The sequence below is a fragment of the Microbacterium sp. JZ37 genome, assembly GCF_035188445.1.
GTDB lineage: Bacteria > Actinomycetota > Actinomycetes > Actinomycetales > Microbacteriaceae > Microbacterium > Microbacterium barkeri.
In genome coordinates this window covers 61,014-86,150 of record NZ_CP045253.1, presented here as the reverse complement: position 1 = coordinate 86,150, position 25,137 = coordinate 61,014, and the positions used below count along the sequence as shown (strand labels likewise).

General features: G+C 70.8%; 22 protein-coding genes and 1 tRNA gene. 12 read left to right on the top strand and 11 right to left on the bottom strand.

The genetic code is table 11. The features are described from left to right. Positions 1-3: 3 nt before the first annotated feature. The 3 genes from GC092_RS00395 to GC092_RS00385 are packed head-to-tail and all read right to left on the bottom strand — an operon-like array spanning position 4 to position 3,141. The gene (locus GC092_RS00395; protein WP_324013397.1) at positions 4-846 is read right to left on the bottom strand and encodes a carbohydrate ABC transporter permease; all 843 of its coding nucleotides are present in this window, start codon (positions 844-846) and stop codon (positions 4-6) included. Continuing rightward, positions 843-1,799, bottom strand: coding sequence for a carbohydrate ABC transporter permease (locus GC092_RS00390; protein WP_324013396.1), 957 nt, complete (start codon positions 1,797-1,799; stop codon positions 843-845). The genes GC092_RS00395 and GC092_RS00390 overlap by 4 nt, the downstream gene beginning before the upstream one ends. Further along, complete coding sequence (locus tag GC092_RS00385) at positions 1,792-3,141, bottom strand: extracellular solute-binding protein (RefSeq protein WP_324014816.1); 1,350 nt, start codon at positions 3,139-3,141, stop codon at positions 1,792-1,794. The genes GC092_RS00390 and GC092_RS00385 overlap by 8 nt, the downstream gene beginning before the upstream one ends. Before the next feature lie 143 nt (positions 3,142-3,284). Here GC092_RS00385 and GC092_RS00380 point away from each other — a divergent pair, with 143 nt between their 5' ends. From GC092_RS00380 to GC092_RS00370, 3 genes are read left to right on the top strand one after another with little or no spacing between them, the layout of a single operon-like run. Next, positions 3,285-4,517 carry an ROK family protein gene (locus GC092_RS00380; RefSeq protein WP_324013394.1) on the top strand — a complete coding sequence of 411 codons (1,233 nt, stop codon included), beginning with the start codon at positions 3,285-3,287 and terminating at the stop codon, positions 4,515-4,517. Positions 4,518-4,561: 44 nt separating this feature from the next. After that, positions 4,562-5,251, top strand: a complete 690-nt coding sequence (locus GC092_RS00375; RefSeq protein ID WP_324013392.1) for an HAD hydrolase-like protein — start codon at positions 4,562-4,564, stop codon at positions 5,249-5,251. A 9-nt stretch (positions 5,252-5,260) separates the two neighbouring features. Beyond that, positions 5,261-6,532 (top strand): coiled-coil domain-containing protein, encoded by a 1,272-nt coding sequence (locus GC092_RS00370; RefSeq protein WP_324013391.1) that lies wholly within the window; start codon positions 5,261-5,263, stop codon positions 6,530-6,532. 70 nt (positions 6,533-6,602) lie between these two features. Here the strand turns inward: GC092_RS00370 and GC092_RS00365 are convergent, their stop codons facing one another. The 5 genes from GC092_RS00365 to GC092_RS00345 form a co-directional block, all read right to left on the bottom strand. Further along, a complete protein-coding gene (locus tag GC092_RS00365) occupies positions 6,603-6,809 on the bottom strand; it encodes a cold-shock protein (RefSeq protein WP_271172470.1) in 207 nt (68 codons plus the stop codon). Between the two features lie 516 nt (positions 6,810-7,325). Next, positions 7,326-8,846: an L-arabinose isomerase gene (gene araA / locus GC092_RS00360; protein WP_271172471.1), complete on the bottom strand. Its 1,521-nt coding sequence runs from the start codon at positions 8,844-8,846 to the stop codon at positions 7,326-7,328. After that, on the bottom strand, positions 8,843-9,556 hold the full coding sequence (locus GC092_RS00355) for an L-ribulose-5-phosphate 4-epimerase (RefSeq protein ID WP_282978295.1): 714 nt from the start codon (positions 9,554-9,556) through the stop codon (positions 8,843-8,845). Before GC092_RS00355 ends, araA begins: the two co-directional genes overlap by 4 nt. Positions 9,557-9,570: 14 nt before the next feature. Beyond that, positions 9,571-11,178 carry a xylulokinase gene (locus GC092_RS00350; RefSeq protein WP_324013388.1) on the bottom strand — a complete coding sequence of 536 codons (1,608 nt, stop codon included), beginning with the start codon at positions 11,176-11,178 and terminating at the stop codon, positions 9,571-9,573. Positions 11,179-11,300: 122 nt separating this feature from the next. After that, the gene (locus GC092_RS00345; RefSeq protein WP_324013386.1) at positions 11,301-12,332 is read right to left on the bottom strand and encodes a LacI family DNA-binding transcriptional regulator; all 1,032 of its coding nucleotides are present in this window, start codon (positions 12,330-12,332) and stop codon (positions 11,301-11,303) included. An 83-nt stretch (positions 12,333-12,415) separates the two neighbouring features. Here GC092_RS00345 and GC092_RS00340 point away from each other — a divergent pair, with 83 nt between their 5' ends. Next, positions 12,416-13,810 (top strand): protealysin inhibitor emfourin, encoded by a 1,395-nt coding sequence (locus GC092_RS00340; RefSeq protein WP_324013384.1) that lies wholly within the window; start codon positions 12,416-12,418, stop codon positions 13,808-13,810. Between the two features lie 35 nt (positions 13,811-13,845). Here the strand turns inward: GC092_RS00340 and GC092_RS00335 are convergent, their stop codons facing one another. Together GC092_RS00335 and GC092_RS00330 are read right to left on the bottom strand one after the other, a co-directional pair. Then, the gene (locus tag GC092_RS00335; RefSeq protein WP_324013383.1) at positions 13,846-14,916 is read right to left on the bottom strand and encodes a YihY/virulence factor BrkB family protein; all 1,071 of its coding nucleotides are present in this window, start codon (positions 14,914-14,916) and stop codon (positions 13,846-13,848) included. Between the two features lie 105 nt (positions 14,917-15,021). Then, complete coding sequence (locus GC092_RS00330; RefSeq protein WP_324013382.1) at positions 15,022-16,545, bottom strand: SulP family inorganic anion transporter; 1,524 nt, start codon at positions 16,543-16,545, stop codon at positions 15,022-15,024. Between the two features lie 165 nt (positions 16,546-16,710). Here GC092_RS00330 and GC092_RS00325 point away from each other — a divergent pair, with 165 nt between their 5' ends. Both GC092_RS00325 and GC092_RS00320 read left to right on the top strand, forming a co-directional pair. Next, positions 16,711-17,082: a MerR family transcriptional regulator gene (locus tag GC092_RS00325; RefSeq protein WP_271172478.1), complete on the top strand. Its 372-nt coding sequence runs from the start codon at positions 16,711-16,713 to the stop codon at positions 17,080-17,082. A gap of 159 nt (positions 17,083-17,241) precedes the next feature. Then, entirely contained in the window at positions 17,242-17,436 is a 195-nt protein-coding gene (locus GC092_RS00320) for a hypothetical protein (protein ID WP_324013380.1), read from the top strand. 53 nt (positions 17,437-17,489) lie between these two features. On the opposite strand, the gene GC092_RS00315 is transcribed toward GC092_RS00320, so the two are convergent. Then, positions 17,490-17,573, bottom strand: a tRNA-Leu gene (locus GC092_RS00315). A gap of 215 nt (positions 17,574-17,788) precedes the next feature. Here GC092_RS00315 and GC092_RS00310 point away from each other — a divergent pair. Genes GC092_RS00310 through GC092_RS00285 form a run of 6 tightly spaced genes read left to right on the top strand, consistent with a single transcriptional unit; the run spans position 17,789 to position 25,113 of the window. After that, complete coding sequence (locus GC092_RS00310) at positions 17,789-18,523, top strand: FHA domain-containing protein (RefSeq protein ID WP_271172479.1); 735 nt, start codon at positions 17,789-17,791, stop codon at positions 18,521-18,523. Beyond that, the gene (locus GC092_RS00305; RefSeq protein ID WP_324013377.1) at positions 18,520-19,029 is read left to right on the top strand and encodes an FHA domain-containing protein FhaB/FipA; all 510 of its coding nucleotides are present in this window, start codon (positions 18,520-18,522) and stop codon (positions 19,027-19,029) included. The genes GC092_RS00310 and GC092_RS00305 overlap by 4 nt, the downstream gene beginning before the upstream one ends. A 10-nt stretch (positions 19,030-19,039) precedes the next feature. Further along, positions 19,040-20,377, top strand: coding sequence for a PP2C family protein-serine/threonine phosphatase (locus tag GC092_RS00300; protein ID WP_324013376.1), 1,338 nt, complete (start codon positions 19,040-19,042; stop codon positions 20,375-20,377). After that, positions 20,374-21,747, top strand: coding sequence for an FtsW/RodA/SpoVE family cell cycle protein (locus GC092_RS00295; protein ID WP_271172482.1), 1,374 nt, complete (start codon positions 20,374-20,376; stop codon positions 21,745-21,747). Before GC092_RS00300 ends, GC092_RS00295 begins: the two co-directional genes overlap by 4 nt. Positions 21,748-21,802: 55 nt before the next feature. Beyond that, complete coding sequence (locus GC092_RS00290) at positions 21,803-23,266, top strand: peptidoglycan D,D-transpeptidase FtsI family protein (protein ID WP_271172483.1); 1,464 nt, start codon at positions 21,803-21,805, stop codon at positions 23,264-23,266. Then, on the top strand, positions 23,263-25,113 hold the full coding sequence (locus GC092_RS00285) for a serine/threonine protein kinase (protein ID WP_324013372.1): 1,851 nt from the start codon (positions 23,263-23,265) through the stop codon (positions 25,111-25,113). The genes GC092_RS00290 and GC092_RS00285 overlap by 4 nt, the downstream gene beginning before the upstream one ends. Positions 25,114-25,137 lie beyond the last annotated feature (24 nt).

The window sequence follows — 25,137 nt, the reverse complement described above, 5'->3', positions numbered from 1 at the left end:
GGGTCAGCCCTTGACCGCGCCGGCGAGAGCGAATGATCCGCCCGAGAGCCGTGTGACGAGGACGTACAGCGCGAGGACGGGGAGCGAGTAGATGAGGGAGAACGCCGCGAGCTGCCCGTAGGCGACCGCGCCGTACTGCCCGAAGAAGGCGAAGATGCTCACGGCGGCCGGCTGGCGGTCTGGGCTCAGCAGCAGCACGAACGGGACGAAGAAGTTCCCCCAGGCCTGCATGAACACGAAGATGAAGACGACTCCGATGCCCGAGCGCATGAGCGGCATGACGACGCGCGTGAGGGTGGTCAGCATCGATGCGCCATCGACCCACGCGGCCTCCTCGAGCGAGATCGGCACGGAGTCCATGAAGTTCTTCGTCATCCAGATCGCCATCGGGAGGGACGTCGCCGCGAGGAACAGGACCGTTCCGAGGACGGAGTCGATGAGGTTGAACCACACGAACAGCATGTAGACGGGCACCATCATCGCGGTGATCGGCAGACAGGTGCCGAAGAGCACGCCGTAGAGGAACGGCTGGTTGATGCGCAGCCGGTACCTCGAGAGCGGATAAGCCGCGAGGACGGCGACGATCACGGTGATGATCGCGCATCCTCCCGACAGGATGACGCTGTTCAGCAGCGGTCGGAAGGCGAGCTCGGGCGTGAGGACCGCCGTGAAGTTCTCGAGCGTCCATTCCGCAGGGATCGCGACCGACAGCGTGGCGGACCGGTCGAACGAGGCGAGCAGGAGCCACCCCATCGGGAGGAGGAAGGCGACGCCGATCACGACCAGGATGAGGTTGGCCGTGAGGCGCAGCCCGCGTCCTCGCGGCGACGTCAGTGCGAGCGTCATCGGTCTGCCTCCGGTCGCAGAGCACGGATGTACACGATCGAGAAGATGCCTCCGACGACGAGCAGGATGGTCGCGATCGCGGTCCCGAAGCCGAGCTCGGAGAACTTGAACGCCTCCTGGTAGGCGAGGACGGGGAGCGTCGACGAGGAGGTGCCGGGGCCGCCCCCGGTCATCACGTAGATGAGCGTGAAGACGGACAGCGTCTGCAGGGTGGTGAGCATGAGGTTGGTCGAGATGCTCCGTCGGATCATCGGCACCGTGATGTAGGCGAAGCGCTGCCATCCGCGCGCGCCGTCCACCTCGGCCGACTCGGTGATCTCCGGCGGCACCTCGGCGAGCGCCGCCGAGTACACGAGCATCGAGAACGCGGTGCCGCGCCAGATGTTCGCGAGGATGACCGAGAGCATCGGCGCGTCGTACAGCCAGGACGGACCCTCGACGCCGACCAGCCCGAGCAGAGCGTTGAGCGTCCCGTCCTGCGCGAAGAACGCGTACGCCGCGAACGACGCGACGATCTCGGGGAGCACCCAGGCGCCGACCACGATCGTCGCCACCACGCCCCGCACGATGGCGGCCGACGAGCGCATCGCGAGCGCGAGGATCATCCCGAGAACGTTCTGGCCGATGATCGCCGAGCCGATGAGGAAGACGAGCGTGAGGACGACCGACTGCGGGAAGTCCGGATCGGAGAAGAGATCGATGTAGTTCTGGAATCCGACGAACTCGACGTCTCGCGCGGCGGCCCCCCTCAGAGCCGCGTTCGTGAAGGCCCCGTAGAACGAGCTGATCACGGGCCCGAGCAGGAACACCGCGAGGAGCACGACGGCGGGCAGAAGCGGGAGCGCGCGCACCGCGTCGCGACGGAGCCGCCCGCGCGGCGGGCGGGGACCGCCCCGTCGTCGGCGCGGGTCCACGCCGACGACGAGAGCGGTCTCGGACAGGACGTCAGCCATCCTGCGTGTTCTCCTCGCCCACGATGTCGACGACCGCCGCGTCGTACGCGGCCGCGGCTTCCTCGGGCGTCTGCTGCCCCGTCATGACCGCTTCCATGGCCACGGTGATCTCGTTCGAGATCTGCGCGTAGTCGCTCGTCGCCGGGCGGTAGTGCGTGACGTCCACGAGCGAGGAGAAGAACTCGAACGACTCGTTCGCTGCGGTGTACTCCGGGTCGTCGGCGACGTCGGAGCGCACCGCGATCTGGCTCGCCGCGATGTCGTATGTCTGCGAGTTCTCCTTGTTCAGCGCGAGTGCGATGAAGTCCCACGCCGCATCGGGATTGTCCGTTCCCGACCCCATGGCGAGAGTCCATCCGCCCGACATGCTCGTCGCTCCCGGCTCTTGGCCGTTCTGCGTGGGCATCGGCGCCTGGCCCATCACCTCGCTCCACTCCGGCCACGGAGCGGTTCCGGTCTCGAGCCACGTGCCGCTCAGCCAGGAGCCGTCGAGCGCGATCGCCAGCTTGCCCTGCGGCAGCCATTCGGCCGCGACCTTCGTCCCCACGTTCGTGTCGAGCGCCTCCTGCGGCGTCGGGCCGAGCTCGCCCTGGTAGACGTCAGCGATGAACTGCAGCGCGTCGACGAACCCCTGGGAGCCGGTCACCCACTTCGAGGTCTCCGTGTCGTAGAGGGTGTCGTCGGTGCCGTAGAGGAGCATCTCGAACCCCTGCATGGCCGCGGCCTCCCCCTGGGGCTTGCCGGCGTACACGTTGAGCGGGATGACGTCTGGGATCGACTCCTTGATCGTCTGCGCTGCGTCGAGGACGTCCTGCCAGGTCTTGGGCTCCCACGGGACCGGCAGCCCGGCCTCCGCGAACAGCTCGGTGCTGTACCAGAGAGCGCGCGTGTCCGTTCCCATGGGGATCCCGTAGATCTTCCCGTCGTCGCCGAGCCCCGCCTGCTTCGCGTTGTCGAAGAACTGGTCCCAGTCGTCCCACTCCGCCACGTAGTCGTCGAGAGGAGCCAGATAGCCGGCGTCCACGTCGGACTTGATCATGAAGGTGTCCTCGTACATGACGTCCGGCGCCGTGGCGGGCGACTGGTTCATGAGAGCGAGCTTCGTGAAGTAGTCGTTCTGCTGTGCCTCGATCGGCACGAGCTCGACCGTGACGCCCTCGTGCGCCTCCTCGTAGTCCGCCTTCACGTCCTGGAGGAGGTCGTCGAGCTGGGTGAACGTCCCGAACTTCTGGTACGCGACGCGGATCGTGTCCGCATCGCCGCCTGCCTCGCCGCCTCCGCAGCCGGAGAGGAGCAGCGCGCCAGCCCCCAGCAGTGCCAGCGACGTCGTCGTCCTGCGCATCATGAGACTCCCTTGTCCGCATCGGCCGACGCGTCGGTGCGCGGCCGCTTCGAGAATTAATAAATCGTCTTGGTTTACTAAAGTCAAGGTGCTCGCGGTGATGCCCTCCTGCGAGGTCGATACTGGAGACGGAGGTGCGGCCCATGATGCGACGCGGCGCGAACCTGCCGTCGATCGGCGAGTTCAATCAATCCGTCGTGCTCGACGTCATCCGCGTGGCGCCGACGGGGGTGAGCCGCGTCGAGATCGCGGCGCAGACCGGTCTGTCGTCGCAGACGGTGACGAACGTCGCCCGGCGCCTCCTCGCCGACGGGCTCATCCGCGAGGGCGAGCGGCTCGCGACCGGCCCGGGGAAGCCGCGCACCTCGCTTCATCTCGTTCCCGGGGCGCGCACCGCGGTCGGCATCCACCTCGATCCGTCGTTCATCACGTACACCGTCGTGGATCTCGCCGGTTCGGTGATCGCGCGAGCGGCGACCCCGACGCCGCCCGTGCTCTCGCCCGCCGACGTCATCGAGAGCATGCGGCTCTCGGTAGAGCGGCTCCTCGGCGAGGCCGATATCAACCGCGCCCGGCTGCTCGGCATCGGAATCGCCGCGCCCGGCCCTCTCGACCTCGAACGCGGAACCGTCGACAACCCGCCGCTGCTCCCCGGGTGGAACGGGGTGCCCCTGAGGGACGCGCTTGGCGACGCGCTCGGACTTCCCGTCGCACTCGAGAAGGATGTGACCGCCGCGACCATCGGCGAGCTCTGGTCCGGCCAGGACAGCGTGCGAGACGACTTCGCCGTCTTCTACGTCGGCACAGGCGTGGGTCTCGGCGTCGCACTGGACCACAGTGTCCGGCGCGGGGCCACATCGAATCTGGGAGACATCGGCCACCTCCGGGTGTCTCACGAGGGCGTCGTCTGCGCATGCGGGAACCGCGGCTGCCTCGGAGAGAACATCGCACCGGCCCGCCTCGTGAGCGACGCCGTGCGCGGAGGGATCATCCCGCACGTGGACCCCGCCGATCACGGCGCGATCGCCGCCGCGTACGCCGACGTCTGCGCCGCCGGCGCCTCCGACGAGCGGGCGGCGCGCCTCCTCGAGCAGATCGCCGGCGACATCGCCACGGCGGCCGTCGCGGTCGCGAACCTCCTCGACCTCAGCGACCTCGTCTTCAGCGGAGCGTTCTGGAACCACCTCGCGCCTGTCGTCCTCCCGGAGGTCCGGCGGCTCATCGCCGGCTCTCGCGCATACGTCCTGCCGCATGCGCTCCGCGTGTCGACCTCGTCCCTCGGCTCCGATGCGACCGCCATCGGGGCCGGGTGCCAGGTGCTCAGCTCAGCCTTCGCGCCGTCCGCTGCGCCTCTCGTGCGTCCCGCGCCGGCCTGACGTGTTCGTCGGTGCCGCGACGGGCCGCGGATAGGGTGGGGAGCATGGCGTCCGAGATCTCCCCCTGGTCCTGCATCCTCTGGGACGTCGACGGGACCGTCGCCGACGCATCCGCCGGGATCCTCCCCCGCATCACGCAGGTCCTCACCGACCTCGGCCGGACCCCGCCCGGCCCCGACGAGCTGTCGGCCTGGATCGGCCCGCCCATGCTCGAGTCGTTCCAGGTGCGCGGCATGCTGAGCCCCGAGGAGGCCGTCGACGCCGTCGCGCGCTACCGCGAGCTCGCCGCGCGCGAGGGCTACGCCGAGTCGGTCGCGCTGTACCCCGGCGTCGCCGACCTCATCCACGCCGTGAACGCCGCAGGCGTTCCGCAGGCGACCGCGAGCACGAAGCCCGAGAACCAGGTGATCGCGATCCTCGAGCACTACGGGCTCGCCGGCTGCTTCACCTCGATCACGGGCGCGTCCTCCGACGCCGATTCACTCGACACGAAGGCCACCGTGCTCGCGAAGGCGCTCGAGCGGCTGAAGGAGGCAGGGGTCGACACGTCGCACCCCGTGCTCATCGGCGACCGCCACCACGACGTCGACGGCGCCACAGAGCACGGCCTTCCCGTCATCTTCGTCCGATGGGGCTTCGGCACCCCGGGCGAGGAGGAGGGCGCGATCGCGGTCGTCGACGACATCGACCAGCTGCGGCCGCTTCTGCTGTCCGAGCAGTCCGACGCCGCCTAGCCCGCCGCCGTGTTCGACGACTTCGACATCGAGCTCGAGACCGTCCTGGCGTGGGTCCTGCCCGCACTCGCGGTCTTCGCGGGGGCCGCGCTCGTCATCGTGCTGACGGTGTGGATCGTCAAGCGCGCCCGTCGGGGTCGCCGGGCGCGTGCACGGGCGGCGACCGCCCTGGACGGCGTCGGCACGAAGCTCGTCGCACTCGACGACGCGGTAGACGAGCTCGAGCTCGAGCTGCAGCTCTCGGGAGCCCTGTACGGCGGCGACCCGCCGCCCACGCTGCGCCGGTCGCGGATGACCGCGCAGCACACGCGCGACGATGCGTTCGGCGAGTACCGCGCGCTGCGCGAGTCGACCGAGCTTCCCGCACGCGTCCGCCGAGCCGCGCGCGCCCTCACGACGCGCCTCGACAGAGCGCTGCAGGCCGTCGAGGCCACACGCGGCGAGCACAGCGCCTGGATCGCCTCGCACGTGACGGCGGCCGAGCAGGTGGCGTCCGCCCGCGAGCGCCTCGCGGGCGTCACCGAGCGGATGGGCGACCCCACGGCGCTCCTCGACGACCTCGCGGCACGCGCGGATCGGTCGGAGTGGGACGACGCCGCGGGCGCGGCGGACGACGCCCGAGCGGCGCTCGAGGATGCGCGCCGCCTGCTCGACGAGGCGGAGCGAGCAGCCCAGGACCCGTCGCGATCAGCTCTGGACGATCTCGCAGCGGCCGAGCGCCGACTCCGCACGGCCGAGCAGCGGTCGCGCGCGCTCGAGGAGCGCCACCGCATCGTGCTGCAGACGGCGCAGGCGGTGCGCGGCGAGCTCGACGCCGCAGCGGCGGCCATCCGCTCGGCCACGGGCATCCGCGCGGCGCTCGAGCCATCCGATGCCGAGGGCCTCGGGCGCGAGATCGAGCGGGCGGCCGACGAGCTCGATCGGCTGCGCGCGGAGGCGGAGCGCCGGCCCGTCGCGACGAACGAGGGCGTCGCCCGTCTGCGCGACCGTCTCGACATGGCCCTCGCGGATGCCCGCACGGCGCAGCAGCGACTGCTCGGCGCTCGCAGCGCCCTCCCCGGCACCCTGGCCGCCGCACGCTCGGCGCTCGCCCGGGCGGAGACGGCGGTGGGTCACGGCGCGTCGCTCGAGGCGCGGGTGCGGCTCGACGCCGCCCGCGCGGAACTCGCCCAGGCGCGGCAGACCGTCGACCCGGTGGAGGCTCTCGACGACGCGCGCCGCGCCATCCGCCATGCCGAGGACGCGAAGGCGCTCGCGGACCACGACCGCGCGAGCGCCTGACCGCCGGCCCGTCCGGGCAGACGGAAGGGCCCGTGCGAGCTGGTCGCACGGGCCCTTCGAACGCTGTGGGTTACAGCGGGCGGATGTTCTCCGCCTGGAGGCCCTTGGGGCCCTGGGCGATTTCGAACTCCACGCGCTGGTTCTCTTCGAGCGAGCGGTAGCCGCTCGCGCTGATCGCGGTGTAGTGCGCGAAGACGTCAGAGCCGCCCTCGTCAGGAGCGATGAAGCCGAAGCCCTTCTCCGAGTTGAACCACTTGACGGTGCCTTGCGTGCTCATGTACTGCCGTTCTTCTTGATGGGTGCCGATGCAGATTTCGCGCCGACCGAGGCCCACGCTACGGGAGTCGAGCCGAAATGGATAGGGCCATCTGCCGAATGACGAAGATGGTCGGCAGATGGCCAGGAAAGGAATCAGCCCTCATCGACTAGGGGGGATAGCGATGAGGGCTGGACGACCGAGAGGGACGTCTGCGAACACGATACTGCATTTGTCCCCCAAATGGGGGACAAAATCGAGATTCATCAGATCGTGATCTTGCGCCCACCGGGGGCCTGCGACGGCCCTTGTTTCTCGGGCTCAGGCCCGCTGTTCTCGAGGCCAGGACACCGTGTCTCACGCGGCGCCGGAATCGCGCCCGGATAACGACACCACGCGAGACACGCACGGCTCGGGGCGGGGCCGTCCCGCACGCAGACACGCACACCCCGCAACAGCGCCCCACCGCGTCGACGCGCAGGACCCCGCGCCCTCACAGCAGGGCGCGGGGTCCGGATGGTCGCGGTGCGGTGCGGGTCAGAGCCCCTGGGCCACGCGGTAGTAGACGGCGTTCCAGCGCAGCTCGCGCTCGAAGCCGGCAAGTGTCGTGTCGTCGTCGATCGTGACGAGCTCGACGCCCGACATCTTCGCGAAGTCGCGGAAGACCTCCACGCCGACCTGCGTCGACATCACCGTGTGGTGCGCGGCGCCGGCGGCGAGCCACGCGGCCGCCGAGGTGTGGAAGTCGGGCGCGGGCTTCCACAGCGCGTGCCCGACCGGCAGCTTCGGCATGGGCGCGGGCAGCTCGACGTTCTCGACGACGTTCGCGACGAGGCGGAAGCGGTCGCGCAGGTCGCTCATCGCGACGACGACGGCCGGGCCGGGGTCGGCGGTGAAGACGAGGCGCACGGGGTCCTCGCGGTCGCCGATGCCGAGCGGGTGCACCTCGAGGCGCGGCTTCGCCGTCGTGAGCGACGGGCTGACCTCGAGCATGTGCGCACCGAGGATGAGCTCGTTGCCGGGCTCGAGGTGGTAGGTGTAGTCCTCCATGAGGCTCGCGCCACCGGGGAGGCCCGCGCCCATGACGGCCGCGAGGCGCACGAGGACCGCGGTCTTCCAGTCGCCCTCGGCCCCGAAGCCGTAGCCGTCGGCCATCAGACGCTGCACGGCGAGACCCGGGAGCTGACGGAGACCGCCGAGGTCCTCGAACGACGTCGTGAACGCACTGAAGCCGCCCGCCTCGAGGAACGACCGCAGGCCGAGCTCGATCTTCGCGCCGTAGCGCAGCGACTCGGCGCGCTCCCCGCCCGGGCGGAGCTCCTCGGCCACGTCGTAGAGCTCGAGGTACTCGTCGACGAGCGCGTCGACGTCGGCCTCGCTCGCCGCGTCGACGGCCTCGACGAGATCGTTCACGCCCCACGTGTTGACCTGCACACCGAGGCGGATCTCCGCCTCGGTCTTGTCGCCCTCGGTGACGGCGACGAAGCGCATGTTGTCGCCGAATCGCGCGAGCTTGAGACCCTGCGCGGCCGCGCGGCCGGCAGCCGCACGCGCCCACACGCCGACGCGCGCGGTGACCTTGGGGTCGCTCACGTGGCCGACCACGGTCGTCCGCGGAATGCCGAGTCGCGTCTCGATGTACCCGAACTCGCGGTCGCCGTGCGCGGCCTGGTTGAGGTTCATGAAGTCGAAGTCGATGTCGGCGTACGGCAGGTCGACGTTCACCTGCGTGTGCAGGTGGAGGAGCGGCTTCTGGAGCGCGTTCAGGCCCGAGATCCACATCTTCGCGGGGCTGAACGTGTGCATCCACGCGATGAGGCCAATGACGTTGTCGTCGGAGTTGGCCTCGAGCACGATGCGGCGGATCTCGTCCGATCCCGTGAGGACGGGCTTCCAGACCACTCGGACCGGGACATCCGGCGAGTCCACGAGGCCCTGCGCGACCTGCTGCGACTGCTCGGCCACCTGGCGGAGCGTCTCCTCGCCGTAGAGGTGCTGGCTCCCTGTGAGGAACCAGACCTCGTGCTGTGCGAGATCCGGGATGATGCTGCGGCTCATCGGTTCATGCCTCCCTGCGGCGTCTGGCCGTACACGTTCTGATAGCGGTTGTAGAGGTGGTCGATCTTCTCCTGCGGGATCGGCACCGGCTCGCCCAGCTGGCGGGCGATGTGGATGCTGCGCGCGGCATCCTCGACCATGACCGCCGCCTTGACGGCGTCCTTCGCGTCCTTGCCGATCGTGAACGGGCCGTGGTTCTGCATGAGGACGGCGCGCGAGCGGTGCCCCCGCAGCGTCTCGACGATGCCGCGGCCGATCGAGTCGTCGCCGATGACGGCGAACGGCCCGATCGGGATCTCTCCGCCGAACTCGTCGGCCATGCCCGTGATCACGCACGGGATGGGCTCGGCACGGGCGGCCCACGCGACGGCGTAGGTCGAGTGGGTGTGCACGACGCCGCCGACCTCGGGCATATTCCGGTAGACGTATGCGTGCGCGGCGGTGTCGCTCGAGGGGCTGCGCTCCGAGCCGGGGGTGCCCTCGATGACGTCGCCGTCGAGGTCGCACAGGATCATGTTCTCGGGCGCGAGCTCGTCGTAGCTCACACCCGACGGCTTGATGACAAACAGGTCGGCGCCGGGCACGCGGCCCGAGACGTTGCCGCCGGTCCACACGACGAGGCCGTAGCGCGTGAGCTCGCCGTGGAGCTTCGCGACGTCGGCGCGGACGCGGTCGATCGAGGCCTGGACCTCGGGGCTGAAGTCGGTCATGTCGTTCCTCGCTCTCAGGAGTCGGCAGGCGACGCGGACACGGCGGAGACGGCGGCCGCCTCGGCCGCGAGCCCCGCGCGCCAGCGCTGCAGGTAGGTGTCGAAGGCGGCGACGTCGGCCGCCTCCGGGACGATGGTCTCGGCCGACGCGCTCGCGAAGAGCTCCTCGTCGAGCCAGGTCGAGAGGTCGCGGCCCGACGCGGAGCCGTCGATGACCGCGCGGCGGTACTGGCCGAGGACCGCGATCCCCCAGGCCCCGCCCTCGCTCGCGGTCTCGGCGACCGAGACGGGGGCGCCGATGGCGGCCGCGAGGATGCGCTGCGCGACGCCGCGCGTGCGGAACATGCCGCCGTGCGCGCGCATCTCCTCGATCGCGACGCCCTCGTCGGTCAGCGTCCGCATGCCGAGGCTCAGGGTGGCGAATGCGCCCTGCAGCTGCGCGCGCGCGAAGCCCGCGAGGGTCAGTCGCGCGTCGGGCGTGCGCACGAACATCGGCCGTCCCTCGGTGAGACCCGCGATGGGCTCGCCCGAGAGGAAGTTGTAGACGAGCATCCCGCTGTCGGCCTCGGCCTCGAGCGCCGCGCCGAGGAACGCCTCGAAGACCGCATCGGGCGCCGACGGATGGCCGAGCGCGGCCGCGAACTCGCCGAGGACATCCGCCCAGGCGTTGAGCTCGCTCGCGCCGTTGTTGCAGTGGACCATCGCGACCGCGTCGCCCGCGGGGGTCGTGACGATGTCGATCTCCTCGTGCGGAGTGCGCGGGCCCTCCTCGAGGACGACCATCGCGAAGATGCTCGTGCCGGCGCTGACGTTGCCCGTGCGCGGCGCGACGGCGCCGGTGGCGACCATGCCCGTGCCCGCGTCGCCCTCGGGCGGGCAGAGCGGGATGCCCGGCTGCAGCGCCCCCGACTCGTCGAGGAGAGCGGCGCCGTCGGCCGTGAGGGTACCGGCGTCCTCGCCCGCGCTCAGCACCTCGGGCAGCGCGTCGGCGATCCGCAGCCCCTCCGCGCCGTGCTCGGCGGCGAGGCGGTCGAAGGTGCTCAGCATCGTCGCGTCGTACGTGCCGGTCGCGGTGTCGATCGGGAACATCCCCGACGCGTCGCCCACGCCGAGCACGCGGCGCCCCGTGAGCAGCTCGTGCACGTACCCCGCGAGGGTCGTGATCGCGTGCACGCGGGGCACATGCTCCTCGCGGTCGAGGACGGCCTGGTGGAGGTGCGCGACCGACCAGCGCAGCGGGATCGCGAAGGCGAAGGCCTCGCTGAGCTCGGCCGCCGCGGGCCCCGTGTTCGTGTTGCGCCACGTGCGGAACGGCACGAGCAGCTCCCCCTCCGCGTCGAACGCGAGGTAGCCGTGCATCATCGCGGAGACGCCGATCGCGGCGAAGGTCGAGGGCTTCGCACCGTGGTCGCGCTCGACGTTCTCCGCGAGCTCGCGGTACGCGGCGCGCACGCCCGCGCGGACGTCGTCAAGCGAGTACGTCCACAGCCCGTCGACGAGCTGGTTCTCCCACGTGAAGCCGCCCGTCGCGAGCGTCGTTCCGTCCGGTGCGACGAGGCACGCCTTGATGCGGGTCGACCCCAGTTCGATCCCGAGCGACGCCTGCGCGATTGCATCCGACATCTGTCCTCCTCGACGCGTCCATGACCGCGGATGTGAGCGCTCACATTGATGTGTGCGGTTCAGATTACCGCGCACGAGGGCCATCCGCAATCGCCGGATGGCCGGGGCTGGCTCCCGGGCTGTCAGCCCCGGCGCGGAGAGGCGGTCGACCCGCGCACGATGAGGCGCGGCGCGACCGCGGCCGGGGCGGTCGCCTCTCCCCCGTCGAGACGCCCGTCGAGACGCCCGTCGAGACGCCCGTCGAGACGCGCGACGAGGCGCGCGACGGCGAGCCTCCCGATCTCGGCGAAGTCCTGGTGCGCCGTGGTGAGCGGCGGGAGGCAATGCGCGGCCTCGGGGATGTCGTCGAACCCCGTCACGCTCACGTCGTCGGGCACACGCAGCCCGCGGTCGGACAGGCCGTGGATGATCCCGAGCGCCATCTGGTCGTTGCCCGCGACGATCGCGGTCGTCTCCGGCGCGATCGCCGCGGCGAGCGCGTAGCCCGCATCGGCCGTCCAGTCGCCCTCGAGCGTCGGGAGCGGCGCGAGTCCGCGCTCGCGCGCCGTGCGCTCGAAGGCGGCGCGACGCAGATCGGCCTCGATGTATCCCGCCGGACCGGCGACATGCTGGATGGCCGTGTGCCCCAGGCCGCGGAGGTGGTCGACGAGCGCGCCGACGCCAGCGAGCTGGTCGACGGCCACGGCGTCGGGGCCCTCGCCGCCCGCCTGCAGGGTGAGGACGGGCAGGTCGACGCCCTCGAGCTCGGCCAGCATCACCCGGTAGGGCGTGATCGCCACGAGCGCCTCGACCGAGTGATCGAGGAGGAACTCGACGCCCGCCCGCACGGCGTCGGGCTCGGGCACGACGCTCGTCACGAGCGGCCGGTACCCGGCGTCGCGCACCGCGTGCTCGACCGCGAGCAGGGTGCTGACCGGCCCGAACCCGGCCGTCGCCGGCGTGAGCACCCCGATCGATCCCGTGCGGCTCGTCGCGAGGGTGCGTGCGGCGACGCTGCGCCGGTAGCCGAGCTCGCGGATGGCGTCGAGCACCTTCTCGCGCGTGGCCGGGCGGATGCCCTCGAAGTCGTTCAGCACGCGCGAGACGGTCTGGTGCGAGACGCCCGCGCGCTGCGCGACGTCGTAGATGCTCGGCACTCGCCGCTGATCCGCCATCCGGTCCTCCTGCGCCTCCCACGCTAGCGGCACATCCCGCAACCCCTTCGCGGATGTCGGAGGGTGCCCGTAGCGTCGGCGCCATGCACGGGATCGTTCCTCCTTATCTGCTCGAGCGCCTCACCCGCCACGGAGACGAGGCGGTGTCGACGTGCGCGGCACGCACGCTCACCGTCGACGGCGCGCTGCGCACGAAGCGGTCTCTTGCGGCGCCCACGACGTGGCCGCGCGCGGCGATGGCCGCGCCCGGGCCGCAGCGGACGATCTCCGACGCGCAGAACACGACAGCGCTGCCCGGCAGCACCGTCCGCCGCGAGGGCGATCCCGCCACGGGCGACACGGCGGTCGACGAGGCGTACGACGCGCTCGGCGCGACCTGGACGATGCTCTTCGATGCCTTCGGGCGCGACTCGCTCGACGGCGCGGGCCGCCCGCTTCTGGCCACCGTGCACTACGGCGACCGCTACGACAACGCCTTCTGGGACGGCGAGCGGATGGTCTTCGGCGACGGGGACGGCGAGGTCTTCCGCTCGTTCACCTCGGCGATCGACATCGTGGGGCACGAGCTCGGGCACGGGCTCATCCAGTCGACGGTCGACCTCGTCTACCAGGGGCAGCCCGGGGCACTCAACGAGTCGATCGCCGACGTCATCGGCAGCCTCGTGAAGCAGCACCAGCTCGGCCAGACCGCCGAGCAGGCCGACTGGCTTATCGGGGCGGGCGTCTTCACGGATCAGGTGCAGGGCGTCGCGCTGCGCTCGATGAAGGCGCCGGGCACCGCGTACGACGACGACGTCCTCGGCCGCGACCCCCAGCCCGGGCACATGGACGACTACGTCGAGACGACGAGCGACAACGGCGGCGTGCACATCAACTCGGGCATCCCGAACCGCGCCTTCCACCTCGCGGCGACCGGGATCGGCGGTCACGCGTGGGATGGCGCGGGCCGGGTCTGGATGGATGTGCTCGAGCGGCGCCTGGTCGCGGCCGACGCCGACTTCGCGACGTTCGCGGCGGCGACGATCACCGCGGCGGAGGAGGAGCGATTCGGCAGCGGCTCGGCCGAGCACCGCGCGGTCGCGGACGCCTGGCAGCAGGTCGGCGTGACAGCGAGGGCGGCTTCCGCCGAGGCGCCCGCCGCCGCCGAGGACGAGACCGTGCGCGTCGAGCGGTCGGGCGGGATCCTCGGGCGGGTGCACGTGGCCGAGGTCCCCGAGTCGGAGCTCCCCGAGCCGGAGCGGGAGCGCCTCGAGTCGCTCGTCGAGACCGTCGCCGCGAGCGACGAGCCCGAGCGCGCCGTCCCCGACGCCTACACGTGGCGGATCGAGATCTCGCAGCGCATCGACATCACCGTCGGCGAGCGCGAGCTGCCCGACGAGGTGCTCGCCCTGCTGCGCGACATCCTCCAGCGCGGCGAGCGCACGTCGCGCGTGAGCCTCGAGCAGGGAGGCGAGCCCGCCGACGGCCGCGCGCCGTAGTCATCCCCGGCAGCCATCCGCCGCCGCCATCCGCCTCAGCGCGTCTCGTCGTCGCTGTGCTCGAGCCGGATGTCGCGCGCCTTCGCGAGATCCTTGCGGTGGCGCTCGGCCTCCTTGTCGATGCGCGTGCCGTCGCGCAGCGGAAGCTGGATGCGCTCCTCCGCCGGGAGGCCGGCCTGCAGCTGGCGACCGCGCTCGAGCTCGGCGTCGAACTCGGCGCCGACGAGCAGCGCCATGTTGGCGATCCACAGCCACAGGAGGAAGACGATGACGCCCGCGAGCGATCCGTACGTCCGCTCGTAGTTCGAGAAGTTCGCGACGTAGAACGCGAACCCGAGCGACGCGATCACGAGGATGACGATCGCGAGGACGGCGCCCATGCTGATCCAGCGGAACCGCGGCTGCTGGACGTTGGGCCCCGTGTAGTAGAGCAGCGCGATGAGGAACACGACGATGAAGGCGAGCACGGGCCACTTGCCGATGCTCCACGCCAGCAGGGCCGCGTCGCCCAGGCCGATCACGTCGCCGATCGCCTTCGCCACCGGTCCCGACACGACGAGCAGCACCGCGGCGACCGCGAGCGAGGCGACCGCGATCACCGTGACGAGCAGCTGGAGCGGCTTGAGCTTCCAGAACGGGCGCCCCTCCTCGACGTCGTAGATGCGGTTCATCGCGCGGCTGAACCCGCCGACGTAGCCGGATGCCGACCAGACAGCGAGCACGAGACCCGTGACGAACGCGAAGCCCGCCGCCGGGGAGTTCGCGATCTCCTCGATCGGCTCACGGACGGTGTCGACCGTGTCCTGCGGGGCGAACGAGCCGATGATCGAGAGGACGGCGCCGGCCGCCTCGTCGCCCTGACCGACGAGGCCGAGCAGCGAGAACACGGCCATGAGGCCCGGGAACAGCGCGAGCACGCTGTAGTAGGTGAGGCTCGCGGCGATGTCGGGGCACTGATCCGTCGAGAACTCACGGATCGACTTCCGCAGCACGAACGCCCAGGACGGACGGCGGATGTCCGTGGGCGAGTCCGGCTCGCGCGGGTGCTCGGGGGCGGAGGTGCGCGCGTCGTCGTCGCGGTTCGGGGCGGTGTGCGTTCGCGTCATGTCCCTGCCTTTCTGCTCCACCATCGATGGAACACGGCGGGGCCGCTTTCCGCGCGCGGGTTGACCCCGCGCGGACTCTGTGCAATCAGGGACCGGCGCGCCCGCTCAGTGCCCGGCGCCGAGTCCTCCCGAGAGGCGACCGTGGAAGTCGGTCGTCGCGTCGTTCATCCCCTCGATGACGACGCTCTTCCCGTGCTGCGCGTACTTCGTGACGATGGCGTCGAGCGCCGCGACCGTCGAGGCGTCCCAGATGTGCGAGCGCGACATGTCGATGACGACCCGCTCGGGGTCCTGCGTGTACGCGAACTGGGTGGTGAGGTCGTTCGACGACGCGAAGAACAGCTCGCCGTCGACCGCGTACCGCGCGACCGGGCCATCGCCATCCGCCCCGACCTCGCGCGTGACGCTCGTGAAGTGCGCGACGCGCCGCGCGAAGAGGATCATCGCCGCAACCACCCCGACGCCGACGCCGACCGCGAGGTTGTGCGTCCACACGGTCGCGACGACGGTGAGCGCCATCACCGCGGTCTCGCTCTTCGGCATCCGCCTGAGCGTCGACGGGCGCACGCTGTGCCAGTCGAACGTCGAGATCGACACGACGATCATGACCGCGACCAGGGCGGCCATCGGGATGATCGCGACGACGTCGCCGAACACGAGGACGAGGATGAGCAGGAAGACGCCCGCGAGGAACGTCGAGATGCGCGTGCGGGCGCCCGACGCCTTCACGTTGATCATCGTCTGGCCGATCATGGCGCAGCCGCCCATCCCGCCGAAGAGCCCCGAGAGCACGTTCGCGGCACCCTGGCCGAGCGTCTCGCGGGTCTTGCGCGAGTGGGTGTCGGTGATGTCGTCGACGAGCTTCGCCGTCATGAGCGACTCGAGGATGCCGACCACCGCCATCGCCGCCGAGAAGGGCGCGATGATCGCGAAGGTCTCGCCCGTGAGCGGCACGTTCGGGATGAACAGCTCGGGCAGGCTCTCGGGCAGCTCGCCCTGGTCGCCGACGGTCGGCACGCTCAGCCCGAAGACGACCGCCGCCGCGGTGAGCAGGACGATCGCGATGAGCGGCGCGGGCACCGCCTTCGTGAGGCGGGGCATGAGGTACATGATGAGGAGCCCCGCCGCGACGAGCGGGTACACGAGCCACGGGACGCCGATCAGCTGCGGGAACTGCGCCGCGAAGATGAGGATCGCGAGTGCGTTGACGAAGCCGACCATGACCGAGCGGGGGATGAACCGCATGAGCTTCGCCACGCCGAGCAGGGCGAAGACGATCTGGAACACGCCCGCGAGGATCACCGTCGCGATGAAGTAGTCCATCCCGTAGTCGCGCGCGACCGGGGCGATGACGAGCGCGACGGCTCCCGTCGCGGCGCTGATCATGGCCGGCCGTCCGCCGAGGAACGCGATGGTCACCGCCATGACGAACGAGGAGAAGAGGCCGAGACGCGGATCGACGCCCGCGATGATCGAGAACGCGATCGCCTCGGGGATGAGCGCGATCGCGACGACGAGACCGGCGAGCACCTCGCGCGTGAGGAGGCGGGGGCTCCGCAGCGCCTGGAGGACGGTCGGCTCGATCCGGTAGCGGGAGGCGGGATCGGCTGCGGGCGTGACGGCGGTCATGCGGCTCCTTGCGCGGGGGCTCGGGATGGTCGGGACGGTTCGAGCGCGCGCCCTTGCGCGGATCGCCGACACAGGTCGACGGGAGAGAATGGCGGATGGTCCGGGAGGCCGGACCACAGGAACTCTACCCTAACGTGAGGGTAGAGTCACGGCGAGGGGAGTCGGATGGCCGAGTCGGGCATGATGCACATCGGCGAGCTCGCCGAGCGGACCGGCCTGTCCCTGCGCACCATCCGGCACTACGACGAGGTCGGCCTCGTCAAGCCCTCCGGTCGCAGCGAGGGCGGCTTCCGGCAGTACGACGCCGACGACCTGAGCCGGCTCATGCTCATCCGCCGGATGAAGCCCCTCGGCTACACGCTCGAGGAGATGGCCGAGCTGCTCGCAGTCATCGACGCACGGCAGGGCGGGGACTCAACCCCGGAGAGCGACGCGGCGCTCGAGCGATTCCGCGAGGATGCGGCCGCCCGGCGGCGCAAGCTCGCCGAGCAGCTCGCGATGGCCGACGAGTTCATCGCGCAGCTCGAGGCGCGCTGAGCCGCGTCGCTATCCGCTCGGTCGAGCAGTGCCCATCCGCTCGGTCGACGCGAAATGCGGCGATCAGACCCGGCTTCGACGCGAAACGCGGCAACCGAGACAAAGGACCCCGCGAAGGCATCGCTAGCGTGAGGCCAGATCGACGAAGGGGTGATCGCCATGGCACGCGTCAGCATCGGCGAAGAGCGGATCACGATCCGCGACGAAGAGGTCGAGACGGTCACGGAGGCGGTGCGCGCCGCCCTCCGCGCCGGAGAGCCCTTCGTCCTCGATCTGGAAGACGCCCACGACGGCCGACGATGTCACGTGTTCGGAACGCCCAGCACGCCGGTCGTGATCAGCGCCTGGCAGTGATGTCCACCCGGGTACGGCGAAGGGCCCCGATCCGAAGACCGGGGCCCTGTCTGTGCGCGAGGTGGGACTTGAACCCACACGCCCGTGAAGGCACTGGCACCTGAAGCCAGCGCGTCTGCCAATTCCGCCACTCGCGCGCAGAATCCGGATCGCTCCGAACTCAACTTCCCGAGGATATCACGCACGAGAGGCCCTCGCGAAAGCGCGACGGCGGGCGCGTCGCACCCGCATCGCGTACATCCCGCGGATGATCCGCATCCTCCCGGAGGCGCCTTCCCAGGTCGCCCGGACCCGGCTTTCCAGACGACGTGGCTACGATGACCCTGACCAGTCGGCCTGCATGAGGAGCCCAGTGGGACTACTTGACAGCTTCGAGAAGGGGCTCGAGCGCGCCGTGAACAGCGCGTTCGCGAAGACCTTCCGCAGCGGGCTGCAGCCCGTCGAGATCGCGTCCGCCCTGCGCAGCGAGCTCGACAAGAAGGCCGCCATCGTCACCCGCGACCGCGTCCTCGCGCCGAACAGCTTCACCGTCCGCGTGAGCCCCGCGGACGCCGAGCGGATGGATGCCCTCGGCTCCGCGCTGCGCACCGAGCTCGACGAGATCGTCCGCGCGCACGCCGCCAAGCAGGGGTACAGCTTCCCCGGCCCCGTCTCGATCGCGCTGCGCACCGACCCCGACGTCGCGACCGGCACGCTCGGAGTCGACTCCGTCATGGCCGAGGGGCGCGTCGACTGGCGCGCGGTCGTCGAGATCGCCGGCCGGCGCCATCCGCTCGAGCGCGCACGCACCGTCATCGGGCGCGGAAGCGATGCCGACATCACCATCCCCGACCCCGGCACGAGCCGCCGCCACGTCGAGGTGCTGTGGGACGGCGAGCGCGCCATGGTCCGCGACCTCGGCTCGACCAACGGCTCGAAGCTCGACGGGCGCCCCGTGAAGCAGGCCGCCCTCGCGAACGGCCAGGTCATCACGATCGGCCGGACCGACATCGTCTTCCGACTCGTCCCGTCGGCCGCTCCCCCGCAGCGCGTTCCGCGTCACGAGGCCGCCACCGAGCTGTACGACTTCCGCGGAGGCGACCGATGAACGAGCTCACCCAGCTGCTGCTGCAGTACGCGTTCCTGCTCGTGATGTGGCTCTTCGTCTTCGTCGTGGTGTTCTCCCTGCGCGCCGACATCTTCGGCGTGCGGGTGCGCAAGCTGCCGAGCAGCGCCACCGCGAGCGCACCGCCGAGCGCACCGAGCACGCCGCCGTCGGGGGCACCGGCGGCCGCGAAGCCCGCGCCCGCAGCCGGCGGGGGCACGCGCATCGTCATCACCTCCGGCCCGAAGGCCGGTCTCGAGCTCCCGCTCGGACGCGACCCCCTGACGATCGGCCGCTCGAGCGAGTCGGGCCTCGTCATCCGCGACGACTACACCTCGAGCCACCACGCGCGGCTCGTTCCGTGGGGCGAGCAGTGGATGCTGCACGACCTGCAGTCGACGAACGGCACGTTCCTCGACGGGAAGAAGGTCTCGCCTGACGCCCCGGTCCCTGTGCCCTTCGGCGTCCCGGTGAAGGTCGGCGCGACGACGTTCGAGCTGCGGAAGTAGCCCCCGGCCGATGGTCTTCACAGGGTCCAGCGCCGCCATCTCCCACACGGGGAAGGTGCGCTCGAACAACCAGGACTCCGGCTACGCCGGGTCCAACCTCTTCGTCGTGGCCGACGGGATGGGCGGCCACGCGGGCGGCGACGTCGCGTCGGCCGTCGCGATCCAGAAGATCGAGCCCCTCGACCAGGTCTACGGCTCCCCCGCCGAGGCCGAGGCCGCGCTCAAGATGACGATCACGTCGACCGCGGGCGATCTCATCCAGATCGCCGCGAAGCGCCCCGAGCTCGCGGGTCTCGGCACGACGGTCAGCTCGATCGTCATGGTCGACGACAACGCCGTCATCGCGCACATCGGCGACTCCCGCATCTACCTCTACCGCGACGACGAGCTCACCCAGATCACGACCGACCACACGTTCGTGCAGCGGCTCGTCGACTCGGGTCGGATCACGCCCGAGGAGGCCCGCTTCCACCCGCGGCGCTCGGTGCTCATGCGCGTGCTCGGCGACATGGACGCGCACCCCGAGGTCGACACGTTCATCATGCCGACGCACGAGGGCGACCGCTGGCTGCTCTGCTCGGATGGCCTGTCCGGCGTCGTCGACGAGGCGCACATCACGAAGGCCCTGCGCCAGGGCTTCGCGCCCGGCCGCACCGCCGACATCCTCCTGAAGTACGCGCTCGACGGCGGCGCGCCCGACAACGTCACGATCGTCATCGTCGACGTCGGCGGCCAGCACCCGCTCTACACGGGCACGCCGACGATCGTCGGGTCGGCGTCGAACCCCGACGGCGTCGTGGTCGACGTCGCGCCGAGCCGCAGCGTGCTGCCAACGAGCTGGTTCCACCCGAATCGCGCGGCGGCCAACGAGCCCACCCACTTCGAGCCGGAGCCCGAGTACCTGCAGGAGCTCATCGCCGAGGACCGGCGACGCCGCAGACGGCGCCGCCTGGGCGCGATCGGCGCCCTGCTGCTGCTCATCGCCGCCGTCGCGGGCGGCCTGGCCGCCTTCTTCAGCTGGACGCAGACGCGCTACTACGTCGGCGCCGACGACGACACGGTCGTGATCTACCAGGGCATCCAGCAGTCGCTCGGCCCGATCTCGCTGTCCGAGGTGCGCGAGGACACGGATGTCGTGCTCGCCGACCTGCCGCAGGCCTACCGCGCGCAGGTCGAGCGGACGATCACGGCCCGCTCGCTCGCCGACGCCGAGGCGATCGTCGAGCGGCTGCGCTCGTACCAGCTCGAGCCCGGCGAACCCGATGAGACGCTCGACGAGGACGCCCCGTCCGAGGACCTCTCGACGCCGACGCCGACCCCCACGCAGACGCCGGAGGGCGAGGGATGACCGCCGCCGACACCCAGATCCAGAAGGCGCTCCGCCGCGTGCGCCGACCGCAGCCGCTGCGCAACCGCGAACTGCTCCTGCTCCTGTTCGCGCTCGCGCTCTCGGCGGGAGCCGTCGTCCTCGTGCAGTTCGGGGCGGTCGGCGAGCTGCAGCCCGGGATCTTCGTCGGGCTCGGCATCGTCGGCTTCCTGACGCTCGCGCTCCACGTCGTGCTGCGCATCCGCGCCTCGCAGGCCGATCCGTTCCTCGTCCCCATCGCGACCCTGCTCACGGGCCTCGGCATCGCGATGATCCACCGGATCGACGTCTACAACGCCACGGTGGACGCGCACATCGCCGCGCCCAGCCAGATCGCCTATGCGGGGATCTCGATCGCGCTGGCGATCGCCCTCGTGTGGGCGCTCGTGAACTACCGCGTGCTCTTCCGCTACACGTACATCTTCGGCCTCACGGGCATCGTGCTCCTCGTGCTGCCGTTCATCCCGTTCCTCAACGGCGGCGGCAACGCGGTCGTGTGGATCAACGTGTTCGGCTTCAACTTCCAGCCCGGCGAGCTCGCGAAGATCTGCCTCGCGATCTTCTTCGCCGGCTACCTCGTCCGCACGCGCGAGAGCCTCGCGTCGACCGGCAGGCGCATCCTCGGATTCACCTTCCCCCGCGCCCGCGAGTTCGGCCCGCTCATCGTCGTGTGGCTCATCTCGATGGCGATCATCGTGCTCCAGCGCGACCTCGGCACGGGTCTGCTCATCTTCGGGATGTTCGTCACGACGCTGTACGTCGCGACCGGCAAGACCGGATGGATGCTCACGGGCGTCGTGCTCGCGGTCGCGGGCGCGATCGGCGCATCGTTCGTGCTGACGTACGTCCACAACCGCTTCGACACGTGGCTCAACGCCCTCGACCCCGCGCTCTACGACGCGTCGGACGGCGGCAGCTTCCAGCTCGTGAACGGCATCTTCGGCCTCGCGCACGGCGGCCTCTTCGGCACGGGTCTCGGACAGGGTCGGCCGTACCTGACGCCCGTCTCGCAGAGCGACTACATCTTCCCGAGTCTCGGCGAGGAGCTCGGGCTCGTCGGCCTGTTCGCGATCCTCTGCCTCTACCTCGTGTTCACGGCACGCGGGCTCCGCATCGGCGTGCTCGGCCAGGACGACTTCGGCAAGCTGCTCGCGACCGCGCTGTCGTTCACACTCGCCCTCCAGGTGTTCATCATGGTCGGCGGCGTCACGCGGGTCATCCCGCTGACCGGCCTGACCACCCCGTTCCTCGCCGCGGGCGGTTCGTCGCTGGTGTCGAACTGGCTCATCGTGGCGCTCATCCTGCGCATCAGCGACGCGGTGCGCCAGCAGCCGAGGGCGGTGATCGGATGACCGGGCGTTTCGACTCGCTCCGCTCGCTCAACGACCGGGAGGAGGCGGTGATCGGATGACCAAGGAGCTCCGCAGGCTCAGCATCGTCGTGCTGTTCATGTTCCTCTCGCTCTTCGTCGCGACGAGCTGGATCCAGGTGGTCTCGGCCGCCTCGCTCAACGAGAACCCGCTCAACCGCCGCACGCTGTACGACAGCTTCGAGGTGCAGCGCGGCTCGATCATCGCCGGCGGCCAGGAGATCGCGACGTCGACGGCGTCGAACGACATCTACGCGTGGCAGCGCCAGTACGCCAGCCCCGAGCTCTGGTCGACCGTGACGGGATACATGAACCCCGTGCTCCAGTCGGTGACCGGTCTCGAGCAGGCGATGAACCAGGAGCTGTCGGGCCAGGCGGCCTCGGCCTTCTTCCAGCGCATCGACCAGATCATCTCCGGTCAGGATCCGCGCGGCTCGAGCATCGAGCTGAGCCTCGACCCCGCCGCGCAGCAGGCCGCGTACGACGCCATGACGAGTCGCGGCTACACGGGCGCCGTCGTCGCGATCGAGCCGTCGACCGGCCGCATCCTCGCGATGCTCTCGACGCCCGGCTACGACACGAACCAGCTCGCCGTGCACGACTCCGATGCGGTCAACGCGACCTACGACGCGCTCGAGGCCGACGCCCTCGAGCCGCTGCAGAACCGCGCGATCGCGGGCGACCTCTACCCGCCCGGGTCCACGTTCAAGCTCATCACCGTCTCGGCCGCGATCGCGTCGGGCGACTACACGATGGACTCGAAGCTGCCGAACCCCGCCTCGTACGAGCTGCCCGGCTCGTCGCACGTCGTGCGCAACGCGACCGGCGGCACGTGCGGATCGGGCGACGAGGTGACGCTCCACGACGCCATCCGCCTCTCGTGCAACGTGCCGATGGCCGAGCTGGCCGTCGAGCTGGGCGACGACGCGATCCGCGCGGCCGCCGAGAAGTACGGCTTCAACCAGAGCTTCACCACGCCGCTGCCCTCGACGGCATCGTCGTACCCCGAGCTCGACGACGACGCGCAGACCGCGCTCACGGGCTTCGGGCAGGGCCAGGTGCAGGCGACGCCGCTGCAGATCGCGATGCTCGCCGCCGGCATCGCCAATGACGGCCTCGTCATGAACCCGTGGATGGTCGACGACGTCATCGGGTCGGATCTCTCCGTGCAGCAGACCTTCGAGCCCTCGCAGTTCGGCCAGGCGCTCGACGCCGATCTCGCCGACGCGATCACCGACGCGATGACGGCGAGCGTGCAGGATGGCGCGGCCACCAATGCAAGAATTGACGGGGTCGAGGTGGCCGGGAAGACCGGGACTGCGGAGACGCCGAACGACGGCCCCTACACCCTCTGGTTCACCGGCTTCGCGCCGGCGGATGATCCGCAGGTCGCGGTCGCCGTCGTCGTCGAGGACGGCGGCGGTCAGGGCCAGTCGGGGAGCGGGAACACGATCGCGGCTCCCGTCGCGAAGGAAGTCATGGAGGCGGTGCTGGGACGATGAGACCTACACGAGGTGTTTCCTTCGGCGGCCGCTACGAGCTGAACTCGCGCATCGCCATCGGCGGGATGGGCGAGGTCTGGGAGGCGACCGACCACGTCATCGGGCGCTCGGTCGCGATCAAGATCCTCAAGGACGAGTACATGGGCGACCCCGGGTTCCTCGAGCGCTTCCGCGCCGAGGCCCGTCACGCCGCGCTCGTCAACCACGAGGGCATCGCGAGCGTCTTCGACTACGGCGAGGAGAACGGCTCGGCCTTCCTCGTCATGGAGCTCGTCCCCGGTGAGGCGCTGTCGACCATCCTCGAGCGCGAGGGGGCGCTGCCGCCCGAGCGCACGCTCGACATCACCGCGCAGACCGCCGCCGCGCTGCAGGCCGCCCACGCGGCCGGTCTCGTGCACCGCGACATCAAGCCCGGCAACCTGCTCATCACGCCCGACGGCCGCGTGAAGATCACCGACTTCGGCATCGCCCGGATCGCCGACCAGGTGCCCCTCACGGCGACCGGCCAGGTCATGGGCACCGTGCAGTACCTCTCGCCCGAGCAGGCCTCCGGCCACCCGGCGAGCCCCGCGACCGACACGTACTCGCTCGGCATCGTCGCGTACGAGTGCCTCGCGGGGAAGCGCCCCTTCACGGGCGAGTCGCAGGTCGCGATCGCGATGGCGCAGATCAACGAGCAGCCGCCGCCGCTGCCATCCGACGTGCCGCAGCCGGTGCAGAACCTCGTGATGGCGATGATCGCCAAGAAGCCCGAGGATCGCCCCGCCTCGTCGGCCGCCGTCGCACGCGCGGCCAACGCGCTGCGTCGCGGCGACGTCGCGGCAGCGGCCGCGGCCGTGCCGGCCGTCGCGGCGGGCGCCGCACTCGCCGATGACGACCTCACGCAGCTGCTCGGCGCGGGCGACGACGCCACGACCCGCCTCATGAACTCGACCCGGCCCATCCCCTTCGATCCGGGCCTGCCGCCCGCGGAGGCCGAGGAGCCGAAGAAGAAGAAGCGCAGCTCGTGGACGTGGCCGCTCATCGCGCTCATCGTCCTCCTGCTGCTCGTGCTCGGCGGAACGGTCGCCGCGTTCCTCATGAACCAGGACGAGGGCGACCCGACGACCGAGACGAGCAGCCCTCCGCCGAGCTCGTCGCAGCCGTCGACGACCCCGACCCCCAGCGAGACCGCGACGCAGCTCGTCGACGTCGATGCGCTCGGCCTCGTCGGCCGGCCGTACGAGGAGGCGCTCTCGGTCCTCAGCGACGCCGGCCTGGCCGGCACGCGCGCCGAGGGCGAGGAGGCGACGAGCCCCGACCAGATCGAGACGGTCGCCTCCGTCTCGCCGCGCGGCAACATCGCGGCGGGGTCGACGATCGAGCTCACGGTGTACACCGCGCCCACCTTCGCATCCGCGGAGGCCGCGACGTTCGAGTACAACGGGTCGCAGCCGAGCGAGGTGCCGGCCGGCGCCTCCCTCGTGGTGCGCTGGGAACAGTACAGCTGCCCCGAGGGCTTCGGCGACGCGACCTACGACGTGACGCTGACCGGCGCGAACTTCGCGGATGTCGGCGGCCCCCAGCGGCAGTTCCTCCAGAACGAGACGAGCGCCGTGATCACCGCCGGCGAGGCCGGCCAGACGATCACCGCGAACTACACGGTCACCTGCAGCGGCATGCCCGACAGCACGCAGGTGGCCCCCGCCTCGGGATCGGTGACGGTCGAGGCCGACGAGCCCGAGAGCACCCCGACCCCGACGCCGACCCCCGACGGCGGCGCGGACGGCGGCTCGAGCGACACCTCGTCGAACGGCCAGGGTCAGGGCCAGAGCGGCACCGGCCAGGGCGGCTCGACGACGGGCTGATCGTCTCGTCGGCGGGGCCGACGT